Origin of the sequence: Georgenia sp. SYP-B2076 (assembly GCF_003991205.1) — a bacterium.
Classification (GTDB): Bacteria; Actinomycetota; Actinomycetes; order Actinomycetales; family Actinomycetaceae; genus Georgenia.
The window spans coordinates 354,501-377,970 of sequence record NZ_RXOZ01000022.1; the positions used below are offsets into that span (position 1 = coordinate 354,501).

20 protein-coding genes and 1 tRNA gene are annotated in these 23,470 nt (G+C 71.5%); 10 read left to right on the forward strand and 11 right to left on the reverse strand.

Translation table 11 applies throughout. From position 1 onward, the window contains the following. Positions 1–131 precede the first annotated feature (131 nt). On the reverse strand, positions 132–1,607 hold the full coding sequence (gene rpsA, locus EJK16_RS10940) for a 30S ribosomal protein S1 (protein ID WP_127129180.1): 1,476 nt from the start codon (positions 1,605–1,607) through the stop codon (positions 132–134). Positions 1,608–1,891: 284 nt separating this feature from the next. Between rpsA and EJK16_RS10945 the strand changes: the two genes are divergently transcribed. The 3 genes from EJK16_RS10945 (at position 1,892) to EJK16_RS10955 (ending at position 4,244) form a co-directional block, all read left to right on the forward strand. Then, entirely contained in the window at positions 1,892–2,482 is a 591-nt protein-coding gene (locus tag EJK16_RS10945) for a TetR/AcrR family transcriptional regulator (protein ID WP_127129181.1), read from the forward strand. A 142-nt stretch (positions 2,483–2,624) separates the two neighbouring features. Further along, positions 2,625–3,335, forward strand: coding sequence for an SOS response-associated peptidase (locus tag EJK16_RS10950; protein WP_127129182.1), 711 nt, complete (start codon positions 2,625–2,627; stop codon positions 3,333–3,335). 42 nt (positions 3,336–3,377) lie between these two features. Next, on the forward strand, positions 3,378–4,244 hold the full coding sequence (locus EJK16_RS10955; protein ID WP_127129183.1) for a class I SAM-dependent methyltransferase: 867 nt from the start codon (positions 3,378–3,380) through the stop codon (positions 4,242–4,244). An 80-nt stretch (positions 4,245–4,324) separates the two neighbouring features. Here the strand turns inward: EJK16_RS10955 and EJK16_RS10960 are convergent, their stop codons facing one another. The 4 genes from EJK16_RS10960 to EJK16_RS10975 all read right to left on the reverse strand — a co-directional run bounded on the left by EJK16_RS10960 (position 4,325) and on the right by EJK16_RS10975 (position 8,043). Next, on the reverse strand, positions 4,325–5,185 hold the full coding sequence (locus tag EJK16_RS10960) for a sugar phosphate isomerase/epimerase (protein WP_205739709.1): 861 nt from the start codon (positions 5,183–5,185) through the stop codon (positions 4,325–4,327). A gap of 114 nt (positions 5,186–5,299) precedes the next feature. Next, the gene (locus EJK16_RS10965) at positions 5,300–6,301 is read right to left on the reverse strand and encodes a Gfo/Idh/MocA family protein (protein ID WP_127129184.1); all 1,002 of its coding nucleotides are present in this window, start codon (positions 6,299–6,301) and stop codon (positions 5,300–5,302) included. Between the two features lie 30 nt (positions 6,302–6,331). Continuing rightward, positions 6,332–7,219, reverse strand: a complete 888-nt coding sequence (locus EJK16_RS10970) for a sugar phosphate isomerase/epimerase (RefSeq protein WP_127129186.1) — start codon at positions 7,217–7,219, stop codon at positions 6,332–6,334. Further along, entirely contained in the window at positions 7,216–8,043 is an 828-nt protein-coding gene (locus EJK16_RS10975; RefSeq protein ID WP_127129188.1) for a sugar phosphate isomerase/epimerase, read from the reverse strand. Before EJK16_RS10975 ends, EJK16_RS10970 begins: the two co-directional genes overlap by 4 nt. A gap of 418 nt (positions 8,044–8,461) precedes the next feature. On the opposite strand from EJK16_RS10975, the gene EJK16_RS10980 reads away from it, so the two are divergent. Beyond that, positions 8,462–9,955: a glycoside-pentoside-hexuronide (GPH):cation symporter gene (locus tag EJK16_RS10980; protein WP_127129190.1), complete on the forward strand. Its 1,494-nt coding sequence runs from the start codon at positions 8,462–8,464 to the stop codon at positions 9,953–9,955. Between the two features lie 86 nt (positions 9,956–10,041). Further along, positions 10,042–11,208: a Gfo/Idh/MocA family protein gene (locus EJK16_RS10985; RefSeq protein WP_127129192.1), complete on the forward strand. Its 1,167-nt coding sequence runs from the start codon at positions 10,042–10,044 to the stop codon at positions 11,206–11,208. 125 nt (positions 11,209–11,333) lie between these two features. Here the strand turns inward: EJK16_RS10985 and polA are convergent, their stop codons facing one another. After that, entirely contained in the window at positions 11,334–13,967 is a 2,634-nt protein-coding gene (gene polA, locus EJK16_RS10990) for a DNA polymerase I (protein ID WP_240645963.1), read from the reverse strand. Positions 13,968–14,142: 175 nt separating this feature from the next. Here polA and EJK16_RS10995 point away from each other — a divergent pair, with 175 nt between their 5' ends. From EJK16_RS10995 to EJK16_RS11015, 5 genes are all read left to right on the forward strand, one after another. Beyond that, entirely contained in the window at positions 14,143–14,598 is a 456-nt protein-coding gene (locus tag EJK16_RS10995; RefSeq protein ID WP_127129194.1) for a hotdog fold thioesterase, read from the forward strand. Positions 14,599–14,706: 108 nt separating this feature from the next. Beyond that, the gene (locus EJK16_RS11000; protein WP_240645934.1) at positions 14,707–16,197 is read left to right on the forward strand and encodes a branched-chain amino acid ABC transporter permease; all 1,491 of its coding nucleotides are present in this window, start codon (positions 14,707–14,709) and stop codon (positions 16,195–16,197) included. 15 nt (positions 16,198–16,212) lie between these two features. Beyond that, the gene (locus EJK16_RS11005) at positions 16,213–17,199 is read left to right on the forward strand and encodes a branched-chain amino acid ABC transporter permease (RefSeq protein ID WP_127129196.1); all 987 of its coding nucleotides are present in this window, start codon (positions 16,213–16,215) and stop codon (positions 17,197–17,199) included. Then, complete coding sequence (locus EJK16_RS11010; protein WP_127129198.1) at positions 17,189–18,079, forward strand: ABC transporter ATP-binding protein; 891 nt, start codon at positions 17,189–17,191, stop codon at positions 18,077–18,079. Before EJK16_RS11005 ends, EJK16_RS11010 begins: the two co-directional genes overlap by 11 nt. Further along, the gene (locus EJK16_RS11015; protein WP_127129200.1) at positions 18,076–18,882 is read left to right on the forward strand and encodes an ABC transporter ATP-binding protein; all 807 of its coding nucleotides are present in this window, start codon (positions 18,076–18,078) and stop codon (positions 18,880–18,882) included. The genes EJK16_RS11010 and EJK16_RS11015 overlap by 4 nt, the downstream gene beginning before the upstream one ends. A 174-nt stretch (positions 18,883–19,056) precedes the next feature. Here the strand turns inward: EJK16_RS11015 and EJK16_RS11020 are convergent, their stop codons facing one another. From EJK16_RS11020 to pyk, 5 genes are all read right to left on the reverse strand, one after another. Beyond that, positions 19,057–20,307 carry an ABC transporter substrate-binding protein gene (locus tag EJK16_RS11020; protein ID WP_127129202.1) on the reverse strand — a complete coding sequence of 417 codons (1,251 nt, stop codon included), beginning with the start codon at positions 20,305–20,307 and terminating at the stop codon, positions 19,057–19,059. A 268-nt stretch (positions 20,308–20,575) separates the two neighbouring features. Beyond that, positions 20,576–21,190 (reverse strand): ANTAR domain-containing response regulator, encoded by a 615-nt coding sequence (locus EJK16_RS11025; protein WP_127129332.1) that lies wholly within the window; start codon positions 21,188–21,190, stop codon positions 20,576–20,578. Between the two features lie 202 nt (positions 21,191–21,392). Beyond that, positions 21,393–21,474: transfer RNA gene (locus EJK16_RS11030), tRNA-Leu, on the reverse strand. A gap of 118 nt (positions 21,475–21,592) precedes the next feature. Beyond that, complete coding sequence (locus EJK16_RS11035; protein ID WP_127129204.1) at positions 21,593–21,889, reverse strand: hypothetical protein; 297 nt, start codon at positions 21,887–21,889, stop codon at positions 21,593–21,595. 33 nt (positions 21,890–21,922) lie between these two features. Further along, a complete protein-coding gene (gene pyk / locus EJK16_RS11040; RefSeq protein WP_127129206.1) occupies positions 21,923–23,347 on the reverse strand; it encodes a pyruvate kinase in 1,425 nt (474 codons plus the stop codon). Positions 23,348–23,470 lie beyond the last annotated feature (123 nt).

Genomic DNA, 23,470 nt, shown 5'->3' on the forward strand with positions numbered 1-23,470 from the left:
GGTGGCGCCGGCACGGTGTGCGCGTCCAGCACGGCACGAGGCCCGCCACCCCCGAAAGGGGTGACGGGCCTCGTCCGTGGTCAGCGGGTCATCCGACCCGCCGGGCCGTCAGGCCCGGTGAGCCCTGGGGCTCAGTGACCGGTGAGCTTCTCGCGCAGCGCGGCCAGGGCCTCGTCGGAGGCCAGGGTGCCGTGCGCCTCGACCGGGGCCGAGGTGTAGGACGTCGGGCCGGCGGTGCCGGCGCCCGGGGTGCCGACCTCGGCGGCCTCGGTGTCGGCGTCGATCGCCGCGGCGACCTGCTTCTTGTGCGCCTCCCAGCGGGCCTGGGCCTGGGCGTACTGGTTCTCCCACGCCTCGCGCTGGGTGTCGTAGCCCTCGAGCCACTCGTTGGTCTCCGGGTCGAAGCCCTCGGGGTACTTGTACTGGCCGGCCTCGTCGTACTCCGCCGCCATGCCGTACATCGAGGGGTCGAAGTCCTCGCTGTTGGGGTCGACGCCCTCGTTGGCCTGCTTGAGGGACAGCGAGATCCGGCGACGCTCGAGGTCGATGTCGATGACCTTGACGAAGAGCTCGTCGCCGACCTTCGCGACCTGCTCGGGCAGCTCGACGTGGCGCTGGGCCAGCTCGGAGATGTGGACGAGGCCCTCGATGCCGTCCTCGACCCGCACGAACGCACCGAACGGGACGAGCTTGGTGACCTTACCGGGCACGACCTGGCCGATGGCGTGGGTGCGTGCGAAGGCCTGCCACGGGTCCTCCTGCGTCGCCTTGAGGGACAGCGAGACGCGCTCGCGGTCCATGTCGACGTCGAGGACCTCGACGGTGACCTCCTGGCCGACCTCCACGATCTCGCTCGGGTGGTCGATGTGCTTCCAGGACAGCTCGGAGACGTGGACGAGACCGTCGACGCCGCCGAGGTCCACGAACGCACCGAAGTTGACGATCGAGGAGACGACGCCCGTGCGGACCTGGCCCTTCTGCAGGGTCTGCAGGAAGTGCGAGCGCACCTCGGACTGGGTCTGCTCCAGCCATGCGCGGCGGGAGAGCACGACGTTGTTGCGGTTCTTGTCCAGCTCGATGATCTTGGCCTCGAGCTCCTTGCCCACGTAGGGCTGGAGGTCGCGCACGCGGCGCATCTCGACCAGGGAGGCGGGCAGGAAGCCACGGAGGCCGATGTCGAGGATCAGGCCGCCCTTGACGACCTCGATGACGGTGCCGGTGACGACGCCGTCCTCTTCCTTGATCTTCTCGATGGTGCTCCACGCCCGCTCGTACTGCGCGCGCTTCTTCGACAGGAGCAGGCGGCCCTCCTTGTCTTCCTTCTGGAGGACCAGCGCCTCGATCTGGTCGCCGACGGAGACAACCTCGTCGGGGTTGACGTCGTGCTTGATCGAGAGCTCGCGGGAGAGGATGACGCCCTCGGTCTTGTAACCGATGTCGAGGAGGACCTCGTCCCGGTCGACCTTGACGATGGTGCCCTCGACGATGTCCCCGTCGTTGAAGTACTTGATGGTCGCGTCGATAGCGGCGAGGAAGTCTTCCTCAGAGCCGATGTCGTTGATCGCGACCTGGGGGTACGTCGGCTGCGTGGGCGTAGTGGTGGTCATTGAGCTGTGGACTCCGATGCGGACAGGAATAGTTGTGGACAGAGGTGAGTGCTGCTGATCGTTCAAATGGCGTGAATGCATACGTACGCCAGAGGTGATCCTACCGGCGCCGACGGAGACCGGGCAACCATGCGCCGGCCCTGGCGGCGCATCCGCCGGTGACGACGGCGCGGCCGCGCGGGCGGCGCCGGCGCACGTGGGACCGACGCCACAGGGAGGCAGGTAGGTGCCGTGGCACATATCGGCCAGCGTCATTTCGGACGAACGACGCGATCATGAGTTGTATGACGCACTCACACGACGGCGACCCCGGGGCCCGCCGCGACCCGCGGGCCCGCCGCACGATCGCCGCCCTGCAGCACGCGCTGTGCGAGATCGCCGACGGGACGCCCACCGCCGACATCGACATCACCGCCCTGTGCCGCGCCGCCGGCGTGCACCGCACCACGTTCTACAAGCACTTCGACACCGTCTCCGAGCTCGCCGGGTCCCTGCTGACCGAGCTCCTCGACCGCGTCGACGGCCCCTCCGGCCGTGCCCGGCACAGCTTCTCGAGCTGGCTCGTGGCCGTGCTGGAGCAGGTCGCCGACGACCGGGAGGTCTACCGGCACTTCCTGTGCACCGACGGCGACCCGGTGCTGATGCGCGGCCTGTGCGACCGGCTCACTCTGTGCACCGAGCGGGCGCTGGCCTCCGCCACGGCCCGCGGGGACCGGCCCGGGATGGACGACAGGGCCCTCGCGCTCACCCTCGGGTTCGGTGCCTACGGGCTCATCGAGGCCGTCATCGCCGACCGGGAGCTCGACATCGCGTGCACCGTCGACCGCTTCGTCGACATGCTGCCCGAACCGCTGCAGCCGTCCCTCGCCGCGTAGGTCCGCCCGCCGACGGCGCCCCCGGCGGCGACGGACCGCGGCGACGGCGGACCGCGGCGCCCGGCACCGTGCTCGGCGGCGGTGGAGCGCGGCGCGGCCGGGGCTCCCCGCCCAGCGCCCGGCGATCCCGCACACTTGAGGCATGTGTGGTCGCTACGCCAACGCCCGTCGGGACACCGACCTGGCCGCGGCCTTCCGGGTCGACGACATCGTCGGCGACGACCTCGGACCGTCCTGGAACGTCGCCCCGATGCAGGACGTCCGTGCCGTCCTCGAGCGCTCGCCGCGTGGCGAGCCCGACGGGGCCGCCACCCGCCAGCTCCGCACGACCCGGTGGGGGCTGGTGCCGTCCTGGTCGCGGGACCCCAGGACCGGCGCCCGCCTGATCAACGCGCGCTCCGAGACCATCACCGAGAAGCCGTCGTTCAAGGCGGCCGCGCTCCGGCGTCGCTGCCTCGTCCCCGCCGACGGCTACTACGAGTGGCAGAAGCTCGAGGACGGGCAGAAGCAGCCCTACTTCCTCCACGGCGACGCGCCGCTGGCCTTCGCGGGCCTGTACGAGCTGTGGCCGGACCCGACGCTGCCGGACGACCACCCGGGCAGGTGGCTGTGGACCAACACGATCCTGACCACCACGGCCACCGACGCGCTCGGGCACATCCACGACCGCACGCCCGTGATCGTCCCGCCCGACCTCGTCGACGACTGGCTCGACCCCGCCACCACCGACGCGGCCGACGTGCGGGCGATGATCGACGCCATGCCCTCCCCCACGCTCACCCCGCGGCGGGTGGGCAAGGCCGTCGGCAACGTCCGCAACGACGGTCCCGAGCTGGTCGAGGAGGCCCGGTGACGCCTCCGCCGGGCGCCCGCCCGGGTCACGCAGACCGGGCCCATGCGCGACGATCCCGACGCTGACCCGACGCCGGCACCCGCGGCGCCGCTCGGGCGCGCGGCGTACGAGAGCGTGGACGGCGAGGCGGCCGCCCGCGCGAACGCGGCCTGGTGGAGCGCCGGAGCGGGCGAGTACCTCGCCGAGCACGGCGACTTCCTCGGCGCGGCGGACTTCTGCTGGTGCCCGGAGGGCCTGCGCGAGGGCGACGCCCAGCTGCTCGGGCCGCTGGAGGAGCTGCGCGCCGCGCGCGTGCTCGAGGTGGGGTGCGGCGCGGCGCAGTGCTCGCGTTGGCTCGCGGCCCGCGGCGTGCCCGTGGTCGCCACGGACGTCGCCGCCGGCATGCTCGCGCGTGCCGGCGAGCTCGACGCCGCCACCGGGGTCGCCGTGCCGGCCGTGCTCGCCGACGCCCGCGACCTGCCCTTCGCCGACGGCGCCTTCGACGTGGCGTTCACGGCCTTCGGCGCCATCCCGTTCGTCCCGGACGCCGCGCGCGTCCACGCCTCCGTGGCCCGGGTGCTCCGGCCGGGCGGGCGGTGGGTGTTCTCCGTGACGCACCCGATCCGGTGGGCGTTCCCCGACGACCCGGGCGCCGGCGGGCTGCGGGTCCACCGGTCCTACTTCGACCGCACCCCGTACGTGGAGACCGACGGCGCGGGCGCCCCCCTCTATGCGGAGTACCACCGCACGCTGGGCGACCACGTCCGTGACGTCGTCGCCGCCGGCCTCGTCGTCGAGGACCTCGTCGAGCCCGAGTGGCCGGCCGGCAACGAGAACGTCTGGGGCGGCTGGGGGCCCGAGCGCGGCGCGCTTCTGCCGGGCACCGCGATCTTCGTGACCCGCAAGCCCGGCGGCGGGCAGGATCGATAGGCCCGCGCCCGGACCGCGACGGCCGCGCCGGCGGTGCCGGCGCGGCCGTCGTCTCCCGGTCCCGAACGGGCCGGGGCGGGTCAGAACAGGTGCGAGTACCCGAGTGCGACGAGGTTCTCGTGCGACGTCGCGAGGCAGTCGAAGGGGTCCCGGCCGTACTGGTCGTCCTGCTCGATGAGGAGGTACTTCGCGCCGCTCTCGATCGCCTGGTCGATGACGCCCTTCCAGTCCAGGTTCCCCTCACCGACCTCCCCGAACTGCACGACGCCCGTGAACGCCGCCATGAACGCCGGGTAGTCGCCCTTGCCCAGGGCCTCGAACGCCGCGGGGGGCATCTTCCCGATGCGGTAGTCCTTGAGGTGGACGAGGTCGACTAGGCCGGCGTACTCCTTCAGCACGGACTGCGGGTGCAGCCCGCCGCGCTGGACCCAGTGCACGTCGATCTCGAACCGCAGGTGCGGGGCGTTCTCGCGGATGAGGTCCAGGAGGTACCTGCCGTCGTACTTGGTGAACTCGATGTGGTGGTTGTGGTAGTAGAGCCCGATCCCGTGCTCGGCGAGCCGGACGGCGGTCTCGTCGGCCGTGCGGCAGAACTCGAGGACGGCGTCCAGGGAGGCCATGGCGTCGAACGGCAGCATGCCGATGCGGACGATGGTGGCGCCCAGGGTCTTGCAGTCCGCGACGACCTTGTCGAAGTCGGTCACGAGCGAGTCGTTGGCCCCGCCCGGCTTGGAGTCAAGGGTGGCCGAGAGCGAGGCGATCTCCATCCCGAGCTCGGTGCGGGCGCGGTTGATCTCGGCCACGTTCTCGGGGGTCATCGGGATCTGGGAGATCTCGACGGCGTTGAAGCCGAGCTCGCTGACCTTCTTGAGGGTCGCGAAGGCGCCGTCCTCCTCGATCTTCTTCTTCAGCATCATTGCCTGGACGCCGATCTTCGCCATGCCAGCTCCTTCGTGTTGGTGGTTGTTTCGTGTTGGTGGTTGTTCGTGCGGATGGTTCGTGGGACGCGCCGGGGCGCCCGGTGTTCGTGCCGGCCGGGCGTGCGTGCCGGCCGGTCAGACCTCGCGGATGAGGTCGCCGCTCTGCGCGTAGACCTCCTTGAGGATGCGCAACGACGCGGACGCCTCTCGCGGGCTGATCCAGAACGGCCCCTGGTCCGCCAGCCGGTCGTAGAAGTCACGGATGAGCAGCTCGTGGGAGACGCCCCAGTACGAGCGCCCCGCCGAGGGCGCGGCGCGCTCCGCCACCACCTCGGTGCGGCCGTCCGCGTACGTGACAGTCAGGTCCTTGCGCAGGAACATCGTGGCGTTCTCGGTGACGATCTCGAGCGTGACCGGGTCGTGCACGACGTTGCCGAGGGTGGCGTAGAAGACGCTGCGGGCCCCGCCCTCGTGCGTGAGGACCATCTCCGCGGTGTCCTCGACCTCGATCACGTCCGCGAACAGGTGGGTGGCCGCGTGCCCGCGCACCTCCGTGACGTCCCCCACGAGCCACTGGAGCAGGTCGAGCGTGTGGATCGCCTGGTTGATGAGCACGCCGCCGCCGCTGGTCTCCCAGCGTCCCCGCCATGGCTTGGCGCGGTAGTACTCGGCCGAGCGCTGCCACATCACCGTGGCGGAGGCGCCGAGGACCTCACCGAGCTCCCCGGAGTCCAGCAGCGCCCGCATCGCCTGCGACGTGGCGTTGTATCGGTTCTGGAAGCACACGGCGATCTTCGCCCGGCTGCTTTCGGCCGCCTCGACGAGGCGCTCCCCCTCCGCCCTGGTGTGCGCCAGCGGCTTCTCCATGATGACGTTCACCCCGGCCGCGAGGCAGTCGATGGCCACCTGGACGTGCTGGTGGTGCGGGGTGCAGATGTGGACGACGTCGGGATGCATCTCCTCGAGGAGCTGCCGGTGGTCGGCGAAGCCCGGGACGTCGTTCGCGCTCGCCGCGGCGGAGAGCACGTCGGGGTCGGTGTCGCACACCGCCACCAGCTCGATGCCGGGGATGGCCGTGATGGCCTCCACGTGGATGGTCGAGACGTCGCCGCAGCCGATGATTGCCGCCGTTGGCATGGGTGCTCCTCTGGTTCAGGGGTCAGGGTCTTAGGTCAGGGCGAAGGCCCGCGTCGCCCACGCGTAGGCCTCCTTGAGGGAGTAGTAGGCCGAGTCGATGCTCGTCCGGTCGATCTCGATCATGTAGTCACCGTCGTACCCGTCCGGCATGGCCGCGAGCACCGCGTCGAGGTCGACGACCCCGCGGCCGGGCTCCGCCCAGAGCCGGCCGGTCTCGACCGTCCTGCGGTAGCTCATGCGCCCCAGCCGGCCGGGCTCGAGGTGGTCGCCGAAGACGTCCTTGAGATGGATGCCGCCGACGCGCCCGGCGTAGCGCCGCACCATCTGGGCCGGGTCCATCCCGGCCCACCGCAGGTGGCCGGTGTCCGGGCCGAATCCGATGACGTCCGCGCCGAGGGTGTCCAGCACCGTGGTGACCTCCTCCTCGGTCTCGAAGAGGCCACCCACCTGCGGGTGGAGCAGGGCCCGGAGCCCCTCCTCCTGCAGGGCCAGGCACAGGGCCCCCAGCCGGTCGACCGCGCCGGCGAGCCGGTCGTAGGAGAAGTCCGCCCCCACGGCCGGGCGGAGCTCCCGGGCCGGCACCATGGCGCCGGCGACCATCGTGCGGTCGAGACCGAGGGCGACCTGCTCGGCGGCGAACCGCCTCGCGCGGTTGATCTCGCTCGCGAGGTCCACCGTCTCGTCGAACCGCGCGCTGAACAGGCCGGGCGAGGGCGACAGCCCGTACAGGGAGATCCAGTGGTGGTAGTCCGTGGTGCTGACGTCCTCGGGCACGTCCGCCGTCACGGCGGTGAACCCGATGTCCTGCAGGTCGGCGAACGCCTGCGCGAACACCGCCGGCGACCTGTCGACGCCGCGGTCCCGGTCCCAGTACAGGATCGGGTTCACGGCCACCCGGCAGGTGCGGCGCCCGCTCATGCGTATGAGATCTCCTCGCGCGCCAGGATCCCGGTGAAGGCCTCGAACGCCTCGGTGAAGAGCTCGGGCCCGGAGAAGCCGCCCAGGCTGTGCGCCGTGCTCAGGTGCGGCTCGAGGGAGAAGAAGCCGTCGAAGCCGTCCGCCTTGAGGGCACGGATGGTCTCGACCACCTGGCCGTCACCGCCGCCGGCGGGCACGACCTCGCCGTTGCTCAGGTGTGCGTCCTTGATCTGGACGTACTCCAGGTGCGGGCGGAGCAGCGGGAACGCCTCAGTGAACGGGTGCACCCCGACCTGGACGAAGTTCGCCGCGTCCCACGCGACCTTGAGACTGGGGGACGCCACCGACTCGACGATGTCGAGGCAGCGGCGGGGGATGTCGCCGTAGATGTCCTTCTCGTTCTCGTGCAGGAGGATGACGCCGCCCTCCTCGGCCACGTCCGCCAGCGCCCGCATGCGGCGGATGACCTCGTCGCGGTGGTCGTCCGGGTCGTCACCGGGGCGGATGAAGAACGAGAAGACCCGGATGTACGGGGCGTCGAAGTGCTTCGCGACCTCCACCGCGTGCCTCGCCCGCTCGAGGTGGGCACCAAAGTCCTCGTCGATGAAGATCTTGCCGATCGGCGAGCCGATGCTGGAGACCTGGAGTCCGTGCGCAGCGAGGATCTCCGTCGCCCGCGCCAGCTGCTCCTCGTCCAGGTCGAGGACGTTGGTGCCCCACGCGCTGCGAAACTCGATGTATTTCAGCCCAAGCTTTTTTACGAGGGCGCACTGCTGCTCGAGGTCGGGTGAAATTTCGTCGGAAAATCCGGAAAGCGTCCACATTTGGGCGCGACTCCTCACTGAGTGGCGAGAACTGAAAATCATGCTCCCCCTTTATGTCACGCCCGCATCGAGGGCAACAACTGGTTGCCACATGTTGCAGCGCGCCCCGCGGCGTGGTCGGCGAACCGCGCGTCGCCATCCGGGTGGGGCGCGGCCCGGGCACACCACGCCGACCCGCGCCGCGGTCCCTCGCGGCACCGCAAGGCCGCGACAGCCCGCGGTTCGCGCGGGATGAAGACAGCCGGCGGGGGCCGCGCCGCCCTGACCTGCACCATCGTCGCGGCGACCCGCGGGGCCCGGGTCAGGCCGGGTGACAACATATGGCAACCGTTTTGTCGCCGCCCGCGCCACGCCCATAGTGAATCCCGCAAAGGTGCCGCACCAGCGCCCGCCAAACGGCGCGGAACGAGGAATACACATGGCCGTCACACAGGCGTCGCCGCACACGGCGACCAAGAGACTTACCTTGAAGAACTATCTCGGCTACGCGGCCGGGGACGCCGGGAACAACCTCGCCTTCTCGATGGCGTCGATGTTCCTGCTGCTCTACTACACGGACGTCGTGGGGATCCCCGCGGCCGCCGCCGGGACCATCTTCCTCGTCGTGCGCATCTACGACGCGTTCGTCGACGTGCTCATCGGCCGCCTCGTCGACCGCACCCACACCCGGTGGGGCAAGTTCCGGCCGTGGATCCTCTTCGGCTCCCTCCCGCTCCTGCTCGCCAGCGTCTGGGCCTTCACCCTGCCGGCCTCCGACACCGTCGGGATGAAGCTGTTCTGGGGCTACGTCAGCTACGCCGTCCTCTCCACGCTCTACTCCGCCGTCAACATCCCGTACGGCTCGCTCGCGGCCACGATGACCCAGGTGCCCACCGAGCGCGCGAAGCTCGCTACCTTCCGGTCCCTCGGGGCGGCCGCCACCGGCCTCATGCTCGCCCTCGTCGTCGCCCCGCAGGTGCAGCGCTGGAGCGCGGCCAACCTCTTCGCCGGCAAGTCCGCCGAGCTCGGCTCCGGCGCCACCCAGGCCCAGCTCGACGCCGCCCAGGCCGCGGCCAGCGCCGAGGCCTCCACCGGCCTCCAGTCATCCCTGACCACCCTGACCCTGATCTTCGTCGTGGTCGGCTTCCTGCTGTACTTCTTCACCTTCCTCACCGCCAAGGAGCAGGTGGTCCGCCCGGCCGAGGACTCGGTGAAGTTCGGTGCCGCCCTGAAGATCGTGGTGAAGAACAAGCCGCTGATGTTCCTGTGCGCGAGCGCGCTGGCGATGATCACCTCAGTCCTGGCGCTGAACACCCTGGGCATCTACTACGCCCGCGACGTCCTCGGCAACGCCGGCCTCTACCCGGTCCTGTCGCTGCTCATGACCGGCGCGATCTTCGTGGTCGCGCCCTTCGTCTCCAAGATCGTCATCCGCTTCGGCAAGAAGGGCGGCTACCTCATCGGTGGGGCGGTCTTCATCGTCGGCGCCCTTCTGCTGTTCGTCGCCCCCGCCTCGACCCCCGCGGTCGCCCTGGTGGCGTACTTCCTGCTCGGCGTGGGCCAGGGCCTGTTCAACACCCTCATGTGGGCCATGGAGGCCGACACCGTCGAGTACGGCGAGTGGAAGTCCGGCAGCCGCACCGAGGGCACCACGTACGCGGTGTTCTCCTTCGTCCGCAAGCTCGGCCAGGCCTTCGGCGGCTTCGCCGCCGCCGGCATCATCGGCCTGACCGGCTACGTCGGCGCCGCGGCCGTCCAGTCCCCCGAGGCCATCCAGGGCATCCGCATCGCGGCCGGCCTGGTGCCCGCCGCCCTGGCCCTGCTCGCCGTGCTCATCATGGCGAGGTACCCCCTCACGGACTCGCGGTTCAAGGAGATCACCACCGAGACCGAGGCACGGAAGGCCGCCGCGCTGGCCGACTCGGCGAACTGACCACCCCCGGGAGCCGGCCCTGCCGGCTCCCGGGGCCGGCGCGCACTGACCAACAACCCACGCACGACTGAACGGAGAGCCATCTCATGGCGAACAAGGTGAGGCTCGGCATCATCGGGCTCGGCACGCAGGGATCGATGTACGCGAAGTTCATCAAGGACGGCATGGTCCCGAACATGGAGATCGGCGCCGTCGCGGACACCGACCCGGCCAAGAAGGAGACGGTCGCGGCGGAGTACCCCGGCGTGCCCTTCTACGACGACTACGTCGCCATGCTCGACAGCGGCGACGTGGACGCCGTCATCACGTGCGTGCCGCACTACCTCCACCCCGAGATGGGCATGGCCGCGCTCGAGCGCGGCGTCCACGCCCTCGTGGAGAAGCCCGCCGGCGTCTACACCAAGCAGGTCAAGGAGCTCAACGCCTTCGCCGCGACGAAGCCGGAGCTCACGTTCGGCATCATGTTCAACCAGCGCATCAACCCGCTCTACCAGCGGATCAAGGAGATCGTCGCGGGCGGCGAGATCGGCAAGATCCGCCACACCAGCTGGATCATCACCACCTGGTGGCGCCCGCAGGGCTACTACGACCAGAGCGAGTGGCGCGCCACGTGGGGCGGCGAGGGCGGCGGCGTCCTGGTCAACCAGGCCCCCCACCAGCTGGACCTGTGGCAGTGGATCTGCGGCGTGCCCACGTCCGTGTTCTCCAAGGTGGCGTACGGCTTCCGCCGCGACATCGCCGTCGAGGACGAGGTCACCGCGCTGGTCGACTACGGCAACGGCGCCACCGGCGTCTTCGTCACCGCCACCCACGACCTCGCCGGCACCGACCGCTTCGAGATCCTCGGCGACAAGGGCAAGATCGTGGTCGACGGCTCGAAGACCGCCACGGTGACCCGCCTCGTCGACGACGAGCAGAAGCTCAGCGCCAACATGGGCATGGAGGACGTCCGCAAGCTCTTCATGGGCACTGTCGACACCGCCGACTACTACTCGTCCGAGGTCATCGAGTTCGAGTCCGCCTGGGGTGCGCAGCACTCCGGCGTGCTGGAGAACTTCGCCGCGAACATCCTGGACGGTACTCCGCTGCTCGCCCCGGGGTCGGACGGCATCAACGGCGTCCGCCTGGCCAATGCCATCCACCTGTCCAGCTGGACCGGCCGGGAGGTGCCGCTCGACTTCGACGAGGACGAGTACCTCACCGAGCTGAACACGCGCATCGCCGCGGAGGGCAAGTTCCCCGAGCGCCGCTGACGCTCTCCTCCCAGGCGCGATGACCGCGCGAGGCCCCGCCGCCCAGACCGGGCAGCGGGGCCTCGCGCTGCCGCCACCGCCGTGCCCGACGGCGTCGCGGGCCTGCGCGTGCGGCGGCGCGGGCGTCAGTGCGCGGCGTCGCGCCAGGACCGGCCGGTGCCCACGGACACCGTGAGCGGGACCGACAGGTCCGCGGCGGAGCCCATCTGCTCGCGGACGATCCGCTCGACCTCCACGGCCTCGCCGGGCGCGACCTCCAGGACCAGCTCGTCGTGCACCTGGAGGAGGATCCGGGTCCGCAGCCCGCCCGCCTCGAGCGCCCGGTGCGTGTTGATCATGGCGACCTTGATCAGGTCCGCGGCGGAGCCCTGGATCGGGGCGTTCAGCGCCATGCGCTCGGCCATGTCACGACGCTGCCGGTTGTCGCTCGTCAGGTCGGGCAGGTACCGGCGCCGACCCATGATGGTCTCGGTGTACCCCGTCCTGCGCGCCTCGTCGACGACGCTGCGGAGGTAGTCCCGCACCCCGCCGAACCGCTCGAAGTAGCCCTCCATCAGCGCGCGCGCCTCCGCCACGTCGATCTTGAGCTGGCGCGAGAGCCCGAAGGCGCTGAGCCCGTAGGCCAGGCCATAGCTCATGGCCTTGATCTTGCTGCGCTGGGCGGAGGTGACCTGGTCCGTGGGCACCTCGAACACCCGGGACCCCACGAACGAGTGGAGGTCCTCGCCCGAGCGGAAGGCCTCGATGAGCCCTGCGTCGCCCGACAGGTGCGCCATGATCCGCATCTCGATCTGCGAGTAGTCGGCCGTGAGCAGGGTCTCGTAGCCCTCCCCGACGACGAACCCCTCGCGGATCCGCAGGCCGTCCTCGGTGCGGACGGGGATGTTCTGCAGGTTCGGGTCGGTCGAGCTCAGCCTCCCGGTGGCCGCGATGGTCTGCTGGAAGGTGGTGTGGATCCGCCCGTCCTCGGCGACCGAGCGCAGCAGCCCCTCGACCGTCTGCCGCAGCCGGATCTGGTCGCGGTGCTCGAGGAGGTGCGCCAGGAAGGGCTGCTCGGTCTTGACGAACAGGTCCGCCAGCGCGTCGGCGTCCGTGGTGTACCCGGTCTTGGTCTTCTTGGTCTTGGGCATGTCGAGCTCGGTGAACAGCACCTCCTGCAACTGCTTGGGGCTGGAGAGGTTCACCTCGTGGCCGATCGCCTCGAAGGCCTGGGCGGCCGCCCGCTCGACGGCGTGGTCGAAGTCCGACCGGAGCGACTCGAGGTTGGTCAGGTCCGCCGCGATGCCCGACTTCTCCATGCGCTCGAGGACCCGCTGCACGGGCAGCTCGAGCCGGTCGAGCAGCGCACCCGCGCCCCGGTCGGCCAGCTCGGACGCCAGGGCCCCGGACAGCTCGACGATGGCGCCGGCGCGCAGGCCGGCCAGCTTGTCGGTGCCCTCGGGGTCCAGGCTGAGCAGGCCCTGGCCGCCCTCGTCCTCGTCGAGGCGAAGCTCGCGGCCCAGGTGACGCAGGCTGAGGTCCGGCAGGGCGAACCGCCGCTGGTCGGGGTGGCACAGGTACGCCGCGAGCGCCGTGTCGAACGTGATCCCGGACAGCGCCAGGCCGCGCCCGTCCAGCGCGTGCCACGCGGCCTTGGCCTCGTGCAGGGCCTTGGGGGCGTCGGCGTCGGCGAGCCAGCGCGCGAGCACCTCCTCCTCCATGGGGTCGAGGTCCGTCAGGTCCACCGTGACCGCGTGGCCGTCGTCATCGGCGACGGCGAGCGCCCACGCGTCACCGGTGCCCGAGGCGGCGCGGCCGGTCACGTCCAGGCCGAGGCGTGCGCCGCGGCGCTGCTCCAGCCACGGCCCCAGGCCGCCGTCGAGGTCGGTGGCGTGGACGACGTCGACGTCCAGGCCGTGGGCGGACTCCTCCGGCTCCCCCTCGGGGATCGTCGCGAAGAGGCGCTCACGGAGCGTGTCGAACTCCAGCGCGTCGAAGACGCGGTGGACCTCCTCGCGGTCGAGGGGACGACGCGCGAGGTCGTCGACGCCCAGCGGCAGCTCGAGGTCGGTCAGGAGGTGGTTGAGGCGCCGGTTGCGCAGCACCAGGTCGAGGTTGTCACGCAGGCTCTGCCCGGCCTTGCCGCCGATCTCGTCCGCGCGGGCGACCACGTTGTCCAGGCCGTCGTAGAGGTTGATCCACTTGGCGGCGGTCTTGGGCCCGACGCCGGGGACGCCGGGAAGGTTGTCGCTCGTCTCCCCCACGAGGGCGGCGATCTCCGGGTACCGCGCGGGCTCGACCCCGTACTTCGCGGTGACAGCCTCGGGCGTCATCCGGGTCAGGGTCGAGACACCCTTGACGGGGTAGAGCACGGTGACCTGCTCGTTGACGAGCTGGTAGGTGTCCCGGTCCCCGGAGCAGACGAGCACGTCGAGCCCGGCGGCGGCCGCCTGGGTGGACAGGGTCGCGAGGATGTCGTCCGCCTCGTAGTTGTCCTTCTCCAGGACCGCCACGTTCATGGCGTGGAGGATCTCCTGGATGAGCGGCACCTGCCCGCGGAAGGGCTGCGGCGTCTCGTCGCGCGTGCCCTTGTACTCCGCGTACTCCTGGGTCCGGAACGTCACGTCGGAGACGTCGAACGCGACGGCGACGTGCGTGGGCTCCTCCTCGGCCATGATCTTGATGAGCATCGAGAGGAACCCGTAGACGGCGTTGGTGGGCTGCCCGGTCGAGGTGGAGAAGTTCTCCACCGGCAGGGCGTAGAACGCGCGGAACGCCATCGAATGGCCGTCGACGAGGAGGAGACGCGGGGGCTGGCTGTCGGTCACACAGGACACCCTAGGTGGCGGCGGGTTCGCGGGCACAGGCCGCGCCCGGGCCCCGGCGGGGGCGGCGGGCCGCGCCGTCGCTGGTGGGCGGCGCGGTGCGCCGGCACCGTCGTGCCACCCTTGAGACATGAACGACACGGACGATGTCCTCACCGCGCTGCGCGCGGCCTCGGTCGGCACCCTCGTCGAGCGGCTCGGGATCGAGGTGCTCGAGGCGCGGCCGGAGCGCGTGGTGGCCCGCATGCCGGTGGCCGGGAACACCCAGCCGCACGGCCTCCTGCACGGCGGGGCCTCCGCCGCCCTCGCGGAGACGGTGGGCTCCTTCGCGGCCACGATCCACGCGGGGCCCGGCCGCGCCGCCGTGGGCACCGAGATCAGCGCGACCCACCACCGGGGGGTGAGCGCCGGTTCCGTGACCGCCACCGCCACCGCGCTGTTCGAGGGCCGGCGCACGGCCACCTACGAGATCGTGATTGTCGACGACGAGGGCCGCCGCACCTGTACCGCACGGCTGAGCTGCATGCTCGTCGAGAGGCCCGGCGGTGACGCCGCGACGAACCGGAACGCTTCCGTGACGAATTGATGTGGTGAACGTCACCAGATTCGCAGACCTCCTCCCCTAGGCTCACCACCACTCGGGCGGCCACCGCGGGCCGCCGGGCGTGATCAGCCGACCGGACGGAGGCTCCCGGTGACACCCGGTGCCACTCGTGCTTCTGCGCCGCTCGGCGCCACCCGTGCTCGTGCGCCGCTCGGCGCGCTCCCGGTCCTCCTGGCCCTGGCCGTGGCGGCGCTGCTCGCCCTGGCGCCCCTCCCCTGGACCACCGCCCCGGCGGGCGCCGCCACCGCCGCGTGCGCCCCCGACGCCGCGACGGGCTGCCTGGGCGGCACGATCCGCACCGCGGCCGGGGAGCCCGCCGCGGGCGTGACGCTCACCGTCGAGGGCGCGGGCACCCGGGTCGTGGCCACCACGGACGGGCAGGGCCGCTGGACGGCCGCGGTCACCGCGGCCGGCGAGTACGCCGTCGCGGTCGACGCCTCGACCCTCCCGCCCGGGGAGACGCTGCGCGACCCCGCGAACAACCCGCGCACCGTCACCGTCGAGCTCGGCAGCACCGCCGGCGCGCTCTTCCCGCTGGGCGCCCCCGCCGCCGGGGGCGCCGCCGCGGCCACCCCGCCCCCCGACGCCTCGACGGGCCCCGACGAGGCCACGACCGGCTCCACCGCCGCCGGCACCACCGCGGGCGGCAGCGAGGCGGAGGTCTCGCCGGAGAGCGCCGCGGCGGCCGGCTCGGACATCACCGCGGGGCGCGTGATCCAGCTCGTGGTCAGCGGCCTCATCTTCGGCCTCATGCTGGCCCTCGCCTCCGTGGGGCTCTCGCTCATCTACGGCACCACCGGGCTGAGCAACTTCGCCCACGGCGAGCAGGTCACCCTCGGGGCGCTCCTGGCCTACTACCTCGTCCAGGTGGTGGGGCTGCCCCTGGTGGTGGCCGGCGTCCTGGCCGTCGCCGTCGGGCTCCTGTCCGGGTACCTGCAGGACGCCGCCATCTGGGCGCCGCTGCGCCGCCGGGGCGTCGGCGTCACGCAGCAGATCATCGTCACGATCGGGCTGTCCATGGCGCTGCAGTACGCCTTCAACCTCCTCGCCGGCGGCGGCAGCCTGCGCATCGTCACCTCGAACCCGGGCATCATCCGGCTGGGCCCGGTCCGCCTGACCGAGCAGTCGGCGGTGTCGGTCATCATCGCGGTGATGGTCCTGATCGCGGTGGCGTACTTCCTCACCGGCACCCGGATCGGGCGGGCCACCCGCGCCGTCTCGGACAACGCCGCCCTCGCCGCGGCGTCCGGCATCGGGGTGGACCGGATCGTCCGGCTCGTGTGGACGCTGAGCACCGGGCTCGCCTCGCTCGGCGGCGTGCTGCTCGGGCTCTACCTCAGCGCCACCCGGTGGAACATGGGGACGGCGCTGCTCATGCTCATGTTCGCGGCCGTGACCCTGGGTGGGCTGGGCACCGCGTTCGGCGCGCTCGCCGGCTCTCTCGTGATCGGCCTGGTCGTCGAGCTGTCCACCCTCGTCATCCCCAGCGACATGCGCTACGCCGCCGCGCTGGTCATCCTCATCGTCGTCCTGCTCCTGAGGCCTCAGGGCCTCCTCGGCCGCGCGCAACGAGTCGGTTAACGGAAAGGGCTCGACATGGACTGGTCCAACCTGCTCACGAATGTCGCCGGCGAGCTCTTCGCCCCCACCACCGCCGCGTTCGCCCTGGCGGCCATCGGCCTGAACGTGCACTTCGGCCTGACCGGGCTGCTCAACATGGGCCAGGCCGGCTTCATGCTCCTGGGCGCCTACGGCTTCGCGATCTCCACCATCGCCGGCTGGCCGCTGTGGGCGGCCGTGGCGGTCGCGATCGGCTGCGCCGTCGTCTTCGCGATCATCCTGGGCATCCCGACCCTGAAGCTGCGCGGGGACTATCTCGCCATCGTGACCATCGCCGCGGCGGAGATCGTCCGCCTCGTCGGCCGGTCGACGGCGCTCACCGACCTCACCGGTGCGTCCAACGGCCTGCTCGGCAACGCCTTCAAGCACACCTTCGCCGGCGCCTCCCCGCTGCCCGACGGGACGTTCTCCCTCGGCCCGTTCACGTACGCCATCAACGCCTCGAACAGCTGGTGGCTCCGGATCGTCGGCTGGGCCGTGGTGGCGCTCGTCGCCCTGCTCGTCTGGCGGCTCATGAAGAGCCCCTGGGGACGGGTGCTCAAGGGGATCCGGGAGGACGAGGACGCGGTGCGCTCCCTCGGCAAGAACGTCTTCTCCTACAAGATGCAGTCCCTGATCCTCGGCGGCACGATCGGCGCCCTGGCGGGGGTGCTGTACGTGCTGCCCCGGGCCGTGCAGCCCGATGCCATGGGCAGGCCGACGACGTTCTGGATCTGGACCATCCTGCTGCTCGGGGGGGCCGCGACGGTCTTCGGCCCGATCCTCGGCTCGATGCTCTTCTGGGCCGGCCTCATGCTCATCAAGTCGGTCATGCGCGCGGCCGTCCCCGCAGACGTCCTGAGCGTCGCCCAGATCGAGGCCTTCGGATGGATCCTCGTGGGCGTGGCGCTGATGCTGCTCATCATCTTCCGGCCGCAGGGCCTCCTGGGCGACAAGAAGGAGCTGGCGATCAATGTCCGTTGAGGCCAAGACGCCCGCCGCAGCGCGGGCGCCCGTACCCGACCTGGGCCGCGCCGAGCACGTCCCCGGCGCGCCGAAGGCCGACCCCATCCTCGTGGCCGACGACGTCACCCGCAGCTTCGGCGGCATCAAGGCGGTGGACGTGGACCACCTCGAGGTCCCCCGGCACGCCATCACCGCGCTCATCGGGCCCAACGGCGCGGGCAAGACGACCTTCTTCAACCTCCTGACGGGCTTCGACCGGCCCAGCTCCGGGCGGTGGTCCTTCGACGGCCGGCGCGTGGAGCGGATGGGGGCCGCCAAGGTCGCCCGCGCCGGCATGGTCCGCACGTTCCAGCTCACCAAGGCCCTGGGCCGCATGACCGTCCTGGAGAACATGCGGCTCGGCGCGCGGCAGCAGCCGGGCGAGAACCCCGCCGTCGCGCTCCTGCCCCCGCTGTGGCGGGCGCGCGAGCGGGAGGTCACCGAGAAGGCCATGGACCTCCTGACCCGCTTCAGGCTCGACGCCAAGCGGGACGACTTCGCCGGCAGCCTCTCCGGCGGGCAGCGCAAGCTCCTCGAAATGGCGCGGGCGCTCATGAGCGACCCCGAGATGATCATGCTCGACGAGCCCATGGCCGGGGTGAACCCGGCGCTGACGCAGTCCCTGCTCGGGCACATCACCGACCTGCGCAACCAGGGCATGACCGTGCTGTTCGTCGAGCACGACATGCACATGGTCCGGCACGTCTCCGACTGGGTCGTGGTCATGGCCGAGGGGCGGATCGTGGCGGAGGGCCCCGCGCACACGGTCATGCACGAGCAGGCCGTCATCGACGCCTACCTCGGCGCCCACCACGACACCGACCTGGGCGACGACTCGTTGCTCGAGGAGGACCGATGACCACCGCCGCGAGCCAGACCACCACCCACGCCGGCGCCCCCGACGGCGACCCGCTGCTCAGCGCCCGGGACGTCGTCGCCGGCTACCTGCCGGGGGTGAACATCCTGGGTGGCTGCAACCTCGAGGTCCACCCCGGTGAGCTGGTCGGCATCATCGGCCCCAACGGCGCGGGCAAGTCCACCCTCCTCAAGGCCCTCTTCGGCCTCGTGACGGTCCGGTCGGGCTCCGTGGTCCTGGACGGCGACGACATCACCAACGAGCGCGCCGACTCCCTCGTGCGCCGCGGCATCGGCTTCGTCCCGCAGAACAACAACGTGTTCCCCTCGCTGACCATCGAGGAGAACCTCCAGATGGGCCTCTACCAGTCGCCGGGGAGGTTCGCCGACCGCTTCGCGGCGATCGTCGACATCTTCCCCACCCTCGGCGACCGCCGGCGCCAGCGCGCCGGCTCCCTCTCCGGCGGGGAACGCCAGATGGTGGCGATGGCCCGCGCGCTGATGATGGACCCCTCGGTGCTGCTCCTGGACGAGCCGTCCGCGGGCCTGTCCCCCGTGCGCCAGGATGAGACGTTCATCCGCACCCGCAAGATCAACAAGGCCGGCGTCTCCATCGTCATCGTGGAGCAGAACGCCCGCCGGTGCCTGCAGATCTGCGACCGGGCCTACGTCCTGGACCAGGGCGCCAACGCCTACTCCGGCCGCGGCCGGGACCTCATGGACGACCCCAAGGTCGTCGAGCTCTATCTCGGCACCCTCGCCACCGACGTCGAGAAGGCCGACGCCGCCCGCCCGCCGGGGGCGTAGCACCCACGGTCACGGCCCGGCACCCGGCGGCGCCGGGCACGCGTGAGGGGGGCGGGGCACGCGCGAGGACGGGGCCGGGCACGGACGTGGCACGTGGCACGTGGCACGTGGCACGCACGACGGCGGGGCCCGGTGGTCGCCACCGGGGCCCCGCCCTCGTCGCCGCGCCGCAGGTCAGCCGATCTCGCCGAACTCCGCCCGCTGGAAGGCGTTGTTGTTCTCGGCGTCGAAGAGGTAGATGCCGATGTTGGCGGCGGACGGGTCGTTGTCCGCGTTGAAGGGACCGCTGCCCGAGACGGACTTGTAGACGATCTCCTCGCCGTCCTCGAGGAGCTTGGCGCACTCCTCGAACCCGGTGCAGTCAGTGCCGCCGTCGGCGCCGGACACGGCCGCCATGTTGTCCTTGATGGTCGGCCCGTCGGTGGCGCCGCCGCGCACGGCCGCCAGGGCGGAGAGCACCGCGGCGTCGTAGGACTCGGCCGCGTAGTTGTAGTCCTTCAGGTCCGGGTCGACCTCCTTGAGCCGCGCCTGGAACTCCTCGCTCGGGAAGGCGCCGGGCTGGGTGCCCTGGGCGCCCTCGAGGGTGCCGGGGTCGAAGTCGGCGCCGAAGTTCTGCAGGTTGCCGTCCACGAAGTAGACCTTGGACATGTCGAAACCCTGGTTGACGAGCTCGGCGATGATCAGCGGGGTCTGGGTCGTGAAGGTCACGATGGCGATGGCGTCCGGCGAGGTCGCCAGCGCGTTGCCCACGATCGTGGCGAAGTTCTGCTCGGTCGGGTCGAACTCCTCGCCGGGCTTGCCGTAGGTCACGGTGCCGCCGGCGCCCTCCACGACGCCCTGGATGACGTCCCGCAGGCCGGTGCCGTAGTCCTCGTTGAAGACGAGGATGCCCAGGTTCGAGACGCCGTCGGCGAGGATGAGGTTGCCCAGCACGTCGCCCTGGACGGTGTCCGGCGGAGCGGTGCGGAAGAAGAAGGGGCTGTACCCCGAGAGCGTCGCCGACGTGTTCGCCGGGGAGAACATCACCGTCTCGTCGCCGACGACGTCGTCGATGACGTTCAGCGTGACCTGCGAGGAGGCCGCGCCGATGATCACGGAGACGTTCTCGCTGAGCAGCTCGGTGACCGACTGCGTCGCCACCTGGGCGTTGTCGGCGTCCGAGGAGTCCTTGTGCGACGTCGTGACGTCGGCGCCGAGCACGCCGCCGGCCGCGTTGATCTCCTTCACCGCGAGGTCGACGCCCGCGATCTCGGGCGGTCCCAGCTGCGAGAGCGAACCCGTCTGGGGCAGCAGCGTGCCCAGGACCAGGCCCTTGCCGCCCTCGGCGGGCTCGCCCTCCCCCTCCGCGGACCCGCAGGCGGCGAGGGTGAGGGACACCGCCGCCGCCAGCGCGAGGGACCGGACCGCTGTTCTCCTGCGACTCATACCGTCTCCTTCGTCCGCAGCGCCCAGGTCACGCCGTCGTGGGAGAAACGTATTGGGGACATGTGTCCGTGTCCTGGAATTCGCGACCGGACCATCACGGAACGGTCACGATTGCGGCGCCGGTCGGGGCGGCCGGGCGCTCCTGGGCGCGCACGCACGCCCCGCCGGCGCGGGCCGTGCGAGGGGACGGACCGTGCGAGGGCGCGGGCCGACGACGCAGGCCCGGCCCTCCAGAAGGAGGGCCGGGCCTGCGTCGACGGGCGTGGGCCTACTTGGAGCCGACCTGCTCGATGACGGCGTCGGCCACCTCGCGCATGGTGAGGCGGCGGTCCATGGACGTCTTCTGGATCCACCGGAAGGCCTCGGGCTCGGACAGGCCCATCTTCGTCATGAGCAGCCCCTTGGCGCGGTCCACGCGCTTGCGGGTCTCGAACTGCTCGGACAGCGAGGCGACCTCCGCCTCGAGCGAGGTGATCTCCTGGTGGCGCGAGATCGCAATCTCGACGGCGGGAAGCAGGTCGGCCGGGGTGAACGGCTTGACGACGTAGGCCATGGCCCCCGCGTCGCGCGCCCGCTCCACGAGCTCCTTCTGCGAGAACGCCGTGAGCATCACGACCGCGCACGTACGGCCCGCGATGATCCGCTCGGCGGCGGTGATGCCGTCCATGACGGGCATCTTGACGTCCATGACGACGACGTCGGGCTCGAGCTCCGTGGCCAGGCGCACCGCGGCCTCCCCGTCGGCGGCCTCCCCGACGACGTCGAACCCGGCGTCGTTCAGGCTCTCGACGATGTCCAGGCGGATGAGGGTCTCGTCCTCGGCGACGACCACGCGGCGCCGACCGACGGCCTCCTGCCTCGCGCCGGCCTCCGGGCCGGGCAGCTCGACGGCGTCAGCGGCGGGGTTCTCCGGTGCGTCGTCGCTGGAGGTGGCCGCGTCGCCACTGGTGGGAGCTTCGGTCTGCTTGTCTGTCACGCGTGCAAGCGTATAGCCCGTGAGGCTCCCGGGCAGCCCTGCCCCCCGGTCACGTGACACGGTTAACACCCCGTCCCCGGCACCCCCGTGGGATCCGGCGGCCGGACGGTGCTCCCGGCGGGACTCGAACCCGCACGCCTCGCGGCGCCGCATTTTGAGTGCGGTGTGTCTGCCAGTTCCACCACAGGAGCGTGTTGCGGGCCTCAGGCTAGCGCGGCCCGCGGGGTGCCCGTGCCACCGTCCGCGCCGGCACGTGCGCGAGACCGGCGGCCCGGCGAGGAGGGCCGGCGCGGATGCGCGCCGCGGCGCCTACGAGCTGGCGACGCCGATCGTCGCCAGCAGGGCCGCGAAACCGCCGGCCCACGCCGCCAGCGTGATCCACCGCCGGCCCGGGGAGGCGCTGTTGCCGAGCTCCACCGCCCCGCACACGGCCGCCGCCACCCCCAGGGGGATGGCGGCGAGCTCGGCGACGACCCACGGCGAGACCCGCCACCCCGCGGGGACGCCCACGGGGATGGCCCCGCCGAGGACCCAGGAGAAGGACAACAGCCAGCACACCACGCTCGCGGCCGCCAGTGCGACCGTCCACCGCGCGACGCCGGTCATCGTCCCTCCCCCGGCCCGGTCCTCGGGTTGAGATCAGGCCTTGGTGTAGGTCTCCCCGATCTTGTGCATGCGGATCGAATTGGTCGAGCCGACCTTGCCCGGGGGCATCCCGGCGACGATGACGACCCGGTCGCCCTCCTCCGCCAGACCGGTGGTCTGCAGGAGCTGGTCGACCTGGTTGACCATGTCGTCGGTGTGGCTGACCTCGGGCACGGTGTACGTCTGCGCGCCCCACGTCAGCGCGAGGGTGTTGCGCACGTCGGTCGACGGCGTGAAGGCGAGCAGCGGGATGGGCGAGCGCAGGCGGGACATCCGGCGCGCGGAGTCACCGGACTGGGTGAAGGTGACGAGGTACTTGACCTCGAGCATCTCGCCGATCTCGGCGGCCGCGCGGGTGATGACGCCGCCGCGCGTGTGCGGGCTGGACCCCAGCGGGGCGATCCGCTCGCCGCCGTTCTCCTCGGTGTTCTCCACGATGCGCGCCATGGTCCGCACGGTCTCGATGGGGTACGCGCCCACGGACGTCTCGGCGGAGAGCATGACCGCGTCGGCGCCGTCGAGGATCGCGTTGGCGACGTCGGAGGCCTCGGCCCGGGTGGGACGGGGGTTCGTGATCATCGACTCGAGCATCTGGGTGGCGACGATGACGGGCTTGGCGTTGCGGCGGGCGAGCTCGATCGCGCGCTTCTGGACGAGCGGGACCTGCTCGAGCGGCAGCTCCACGCCGAGGTCCCCGCGGGCGACCATGATGCCGTCGAAGGCGTCGACGACCTCGACGAGGTTCTCGACGGCCTGCGGCTTCTCGACCTTCGCGATGACCGGGACGCGGCGTCCCTCCTCGTCCATGATCGCGTGGACGTCCTCGACGTCGGCGGCGGAGCGCACGAAGGACAGGGCGATGAGGTCCGCGCCGATGCGCAGGGCCCAGCGGAGGTCCTCCTTGTCCTTCTCGGACAGGGCGGGCACGTTCACCGCGACGCCGGGGAGGTTGAGGCCCTTGTGGTTGGAGACGTCGCCGGCCACCTCCACGCGGGTGACGACGCGGGGGCCGTCCACCTCGAGGACGCGCACCGCGACCTTGCCGTCGTCGATGAGGATGCGGTCGCCCGGGTGGCAGTCGCCGGGCAGGCCCTTGTAGGTGGTTGAGGCGAGCTCGGCGGTGCCGGAGACGTCCTCGGTGGTGATGGTGAAGGTGTCGCCCTCGTGGAGCGCGACCTTCCCGTCGGCGAAGTTGCCCAGCCGGATCTTCGGGCCCTGGAGGTCGACGAGCACCGCGATGGCCCGGCCGGAGGCCTGCGCGGCGGCGCGCACGTTGCGGTAGACCGCCTCGTGCTCCTCCACGGCTCCGTGGCTCCGGTTGATCCGGGCGACGTCCATGCCGGCGTCGACCAGCTCCTGGACCTTCTCGGGGGACTCTGTTGCGGGGCCGAGGGTGGCCACGATCTTCGCTCTGCGCATGGTCCCCAGCCTAGAGCCTGGAGGTCCCAGGCCGCCCGCGCGAGGTCCCGGGTGCCACGAGTTGCCTCGCCGGCCCGGCGGTCCCCGGGCGGCCGCCCGCGCCCCCCGGCGGCCCCGGGGCAG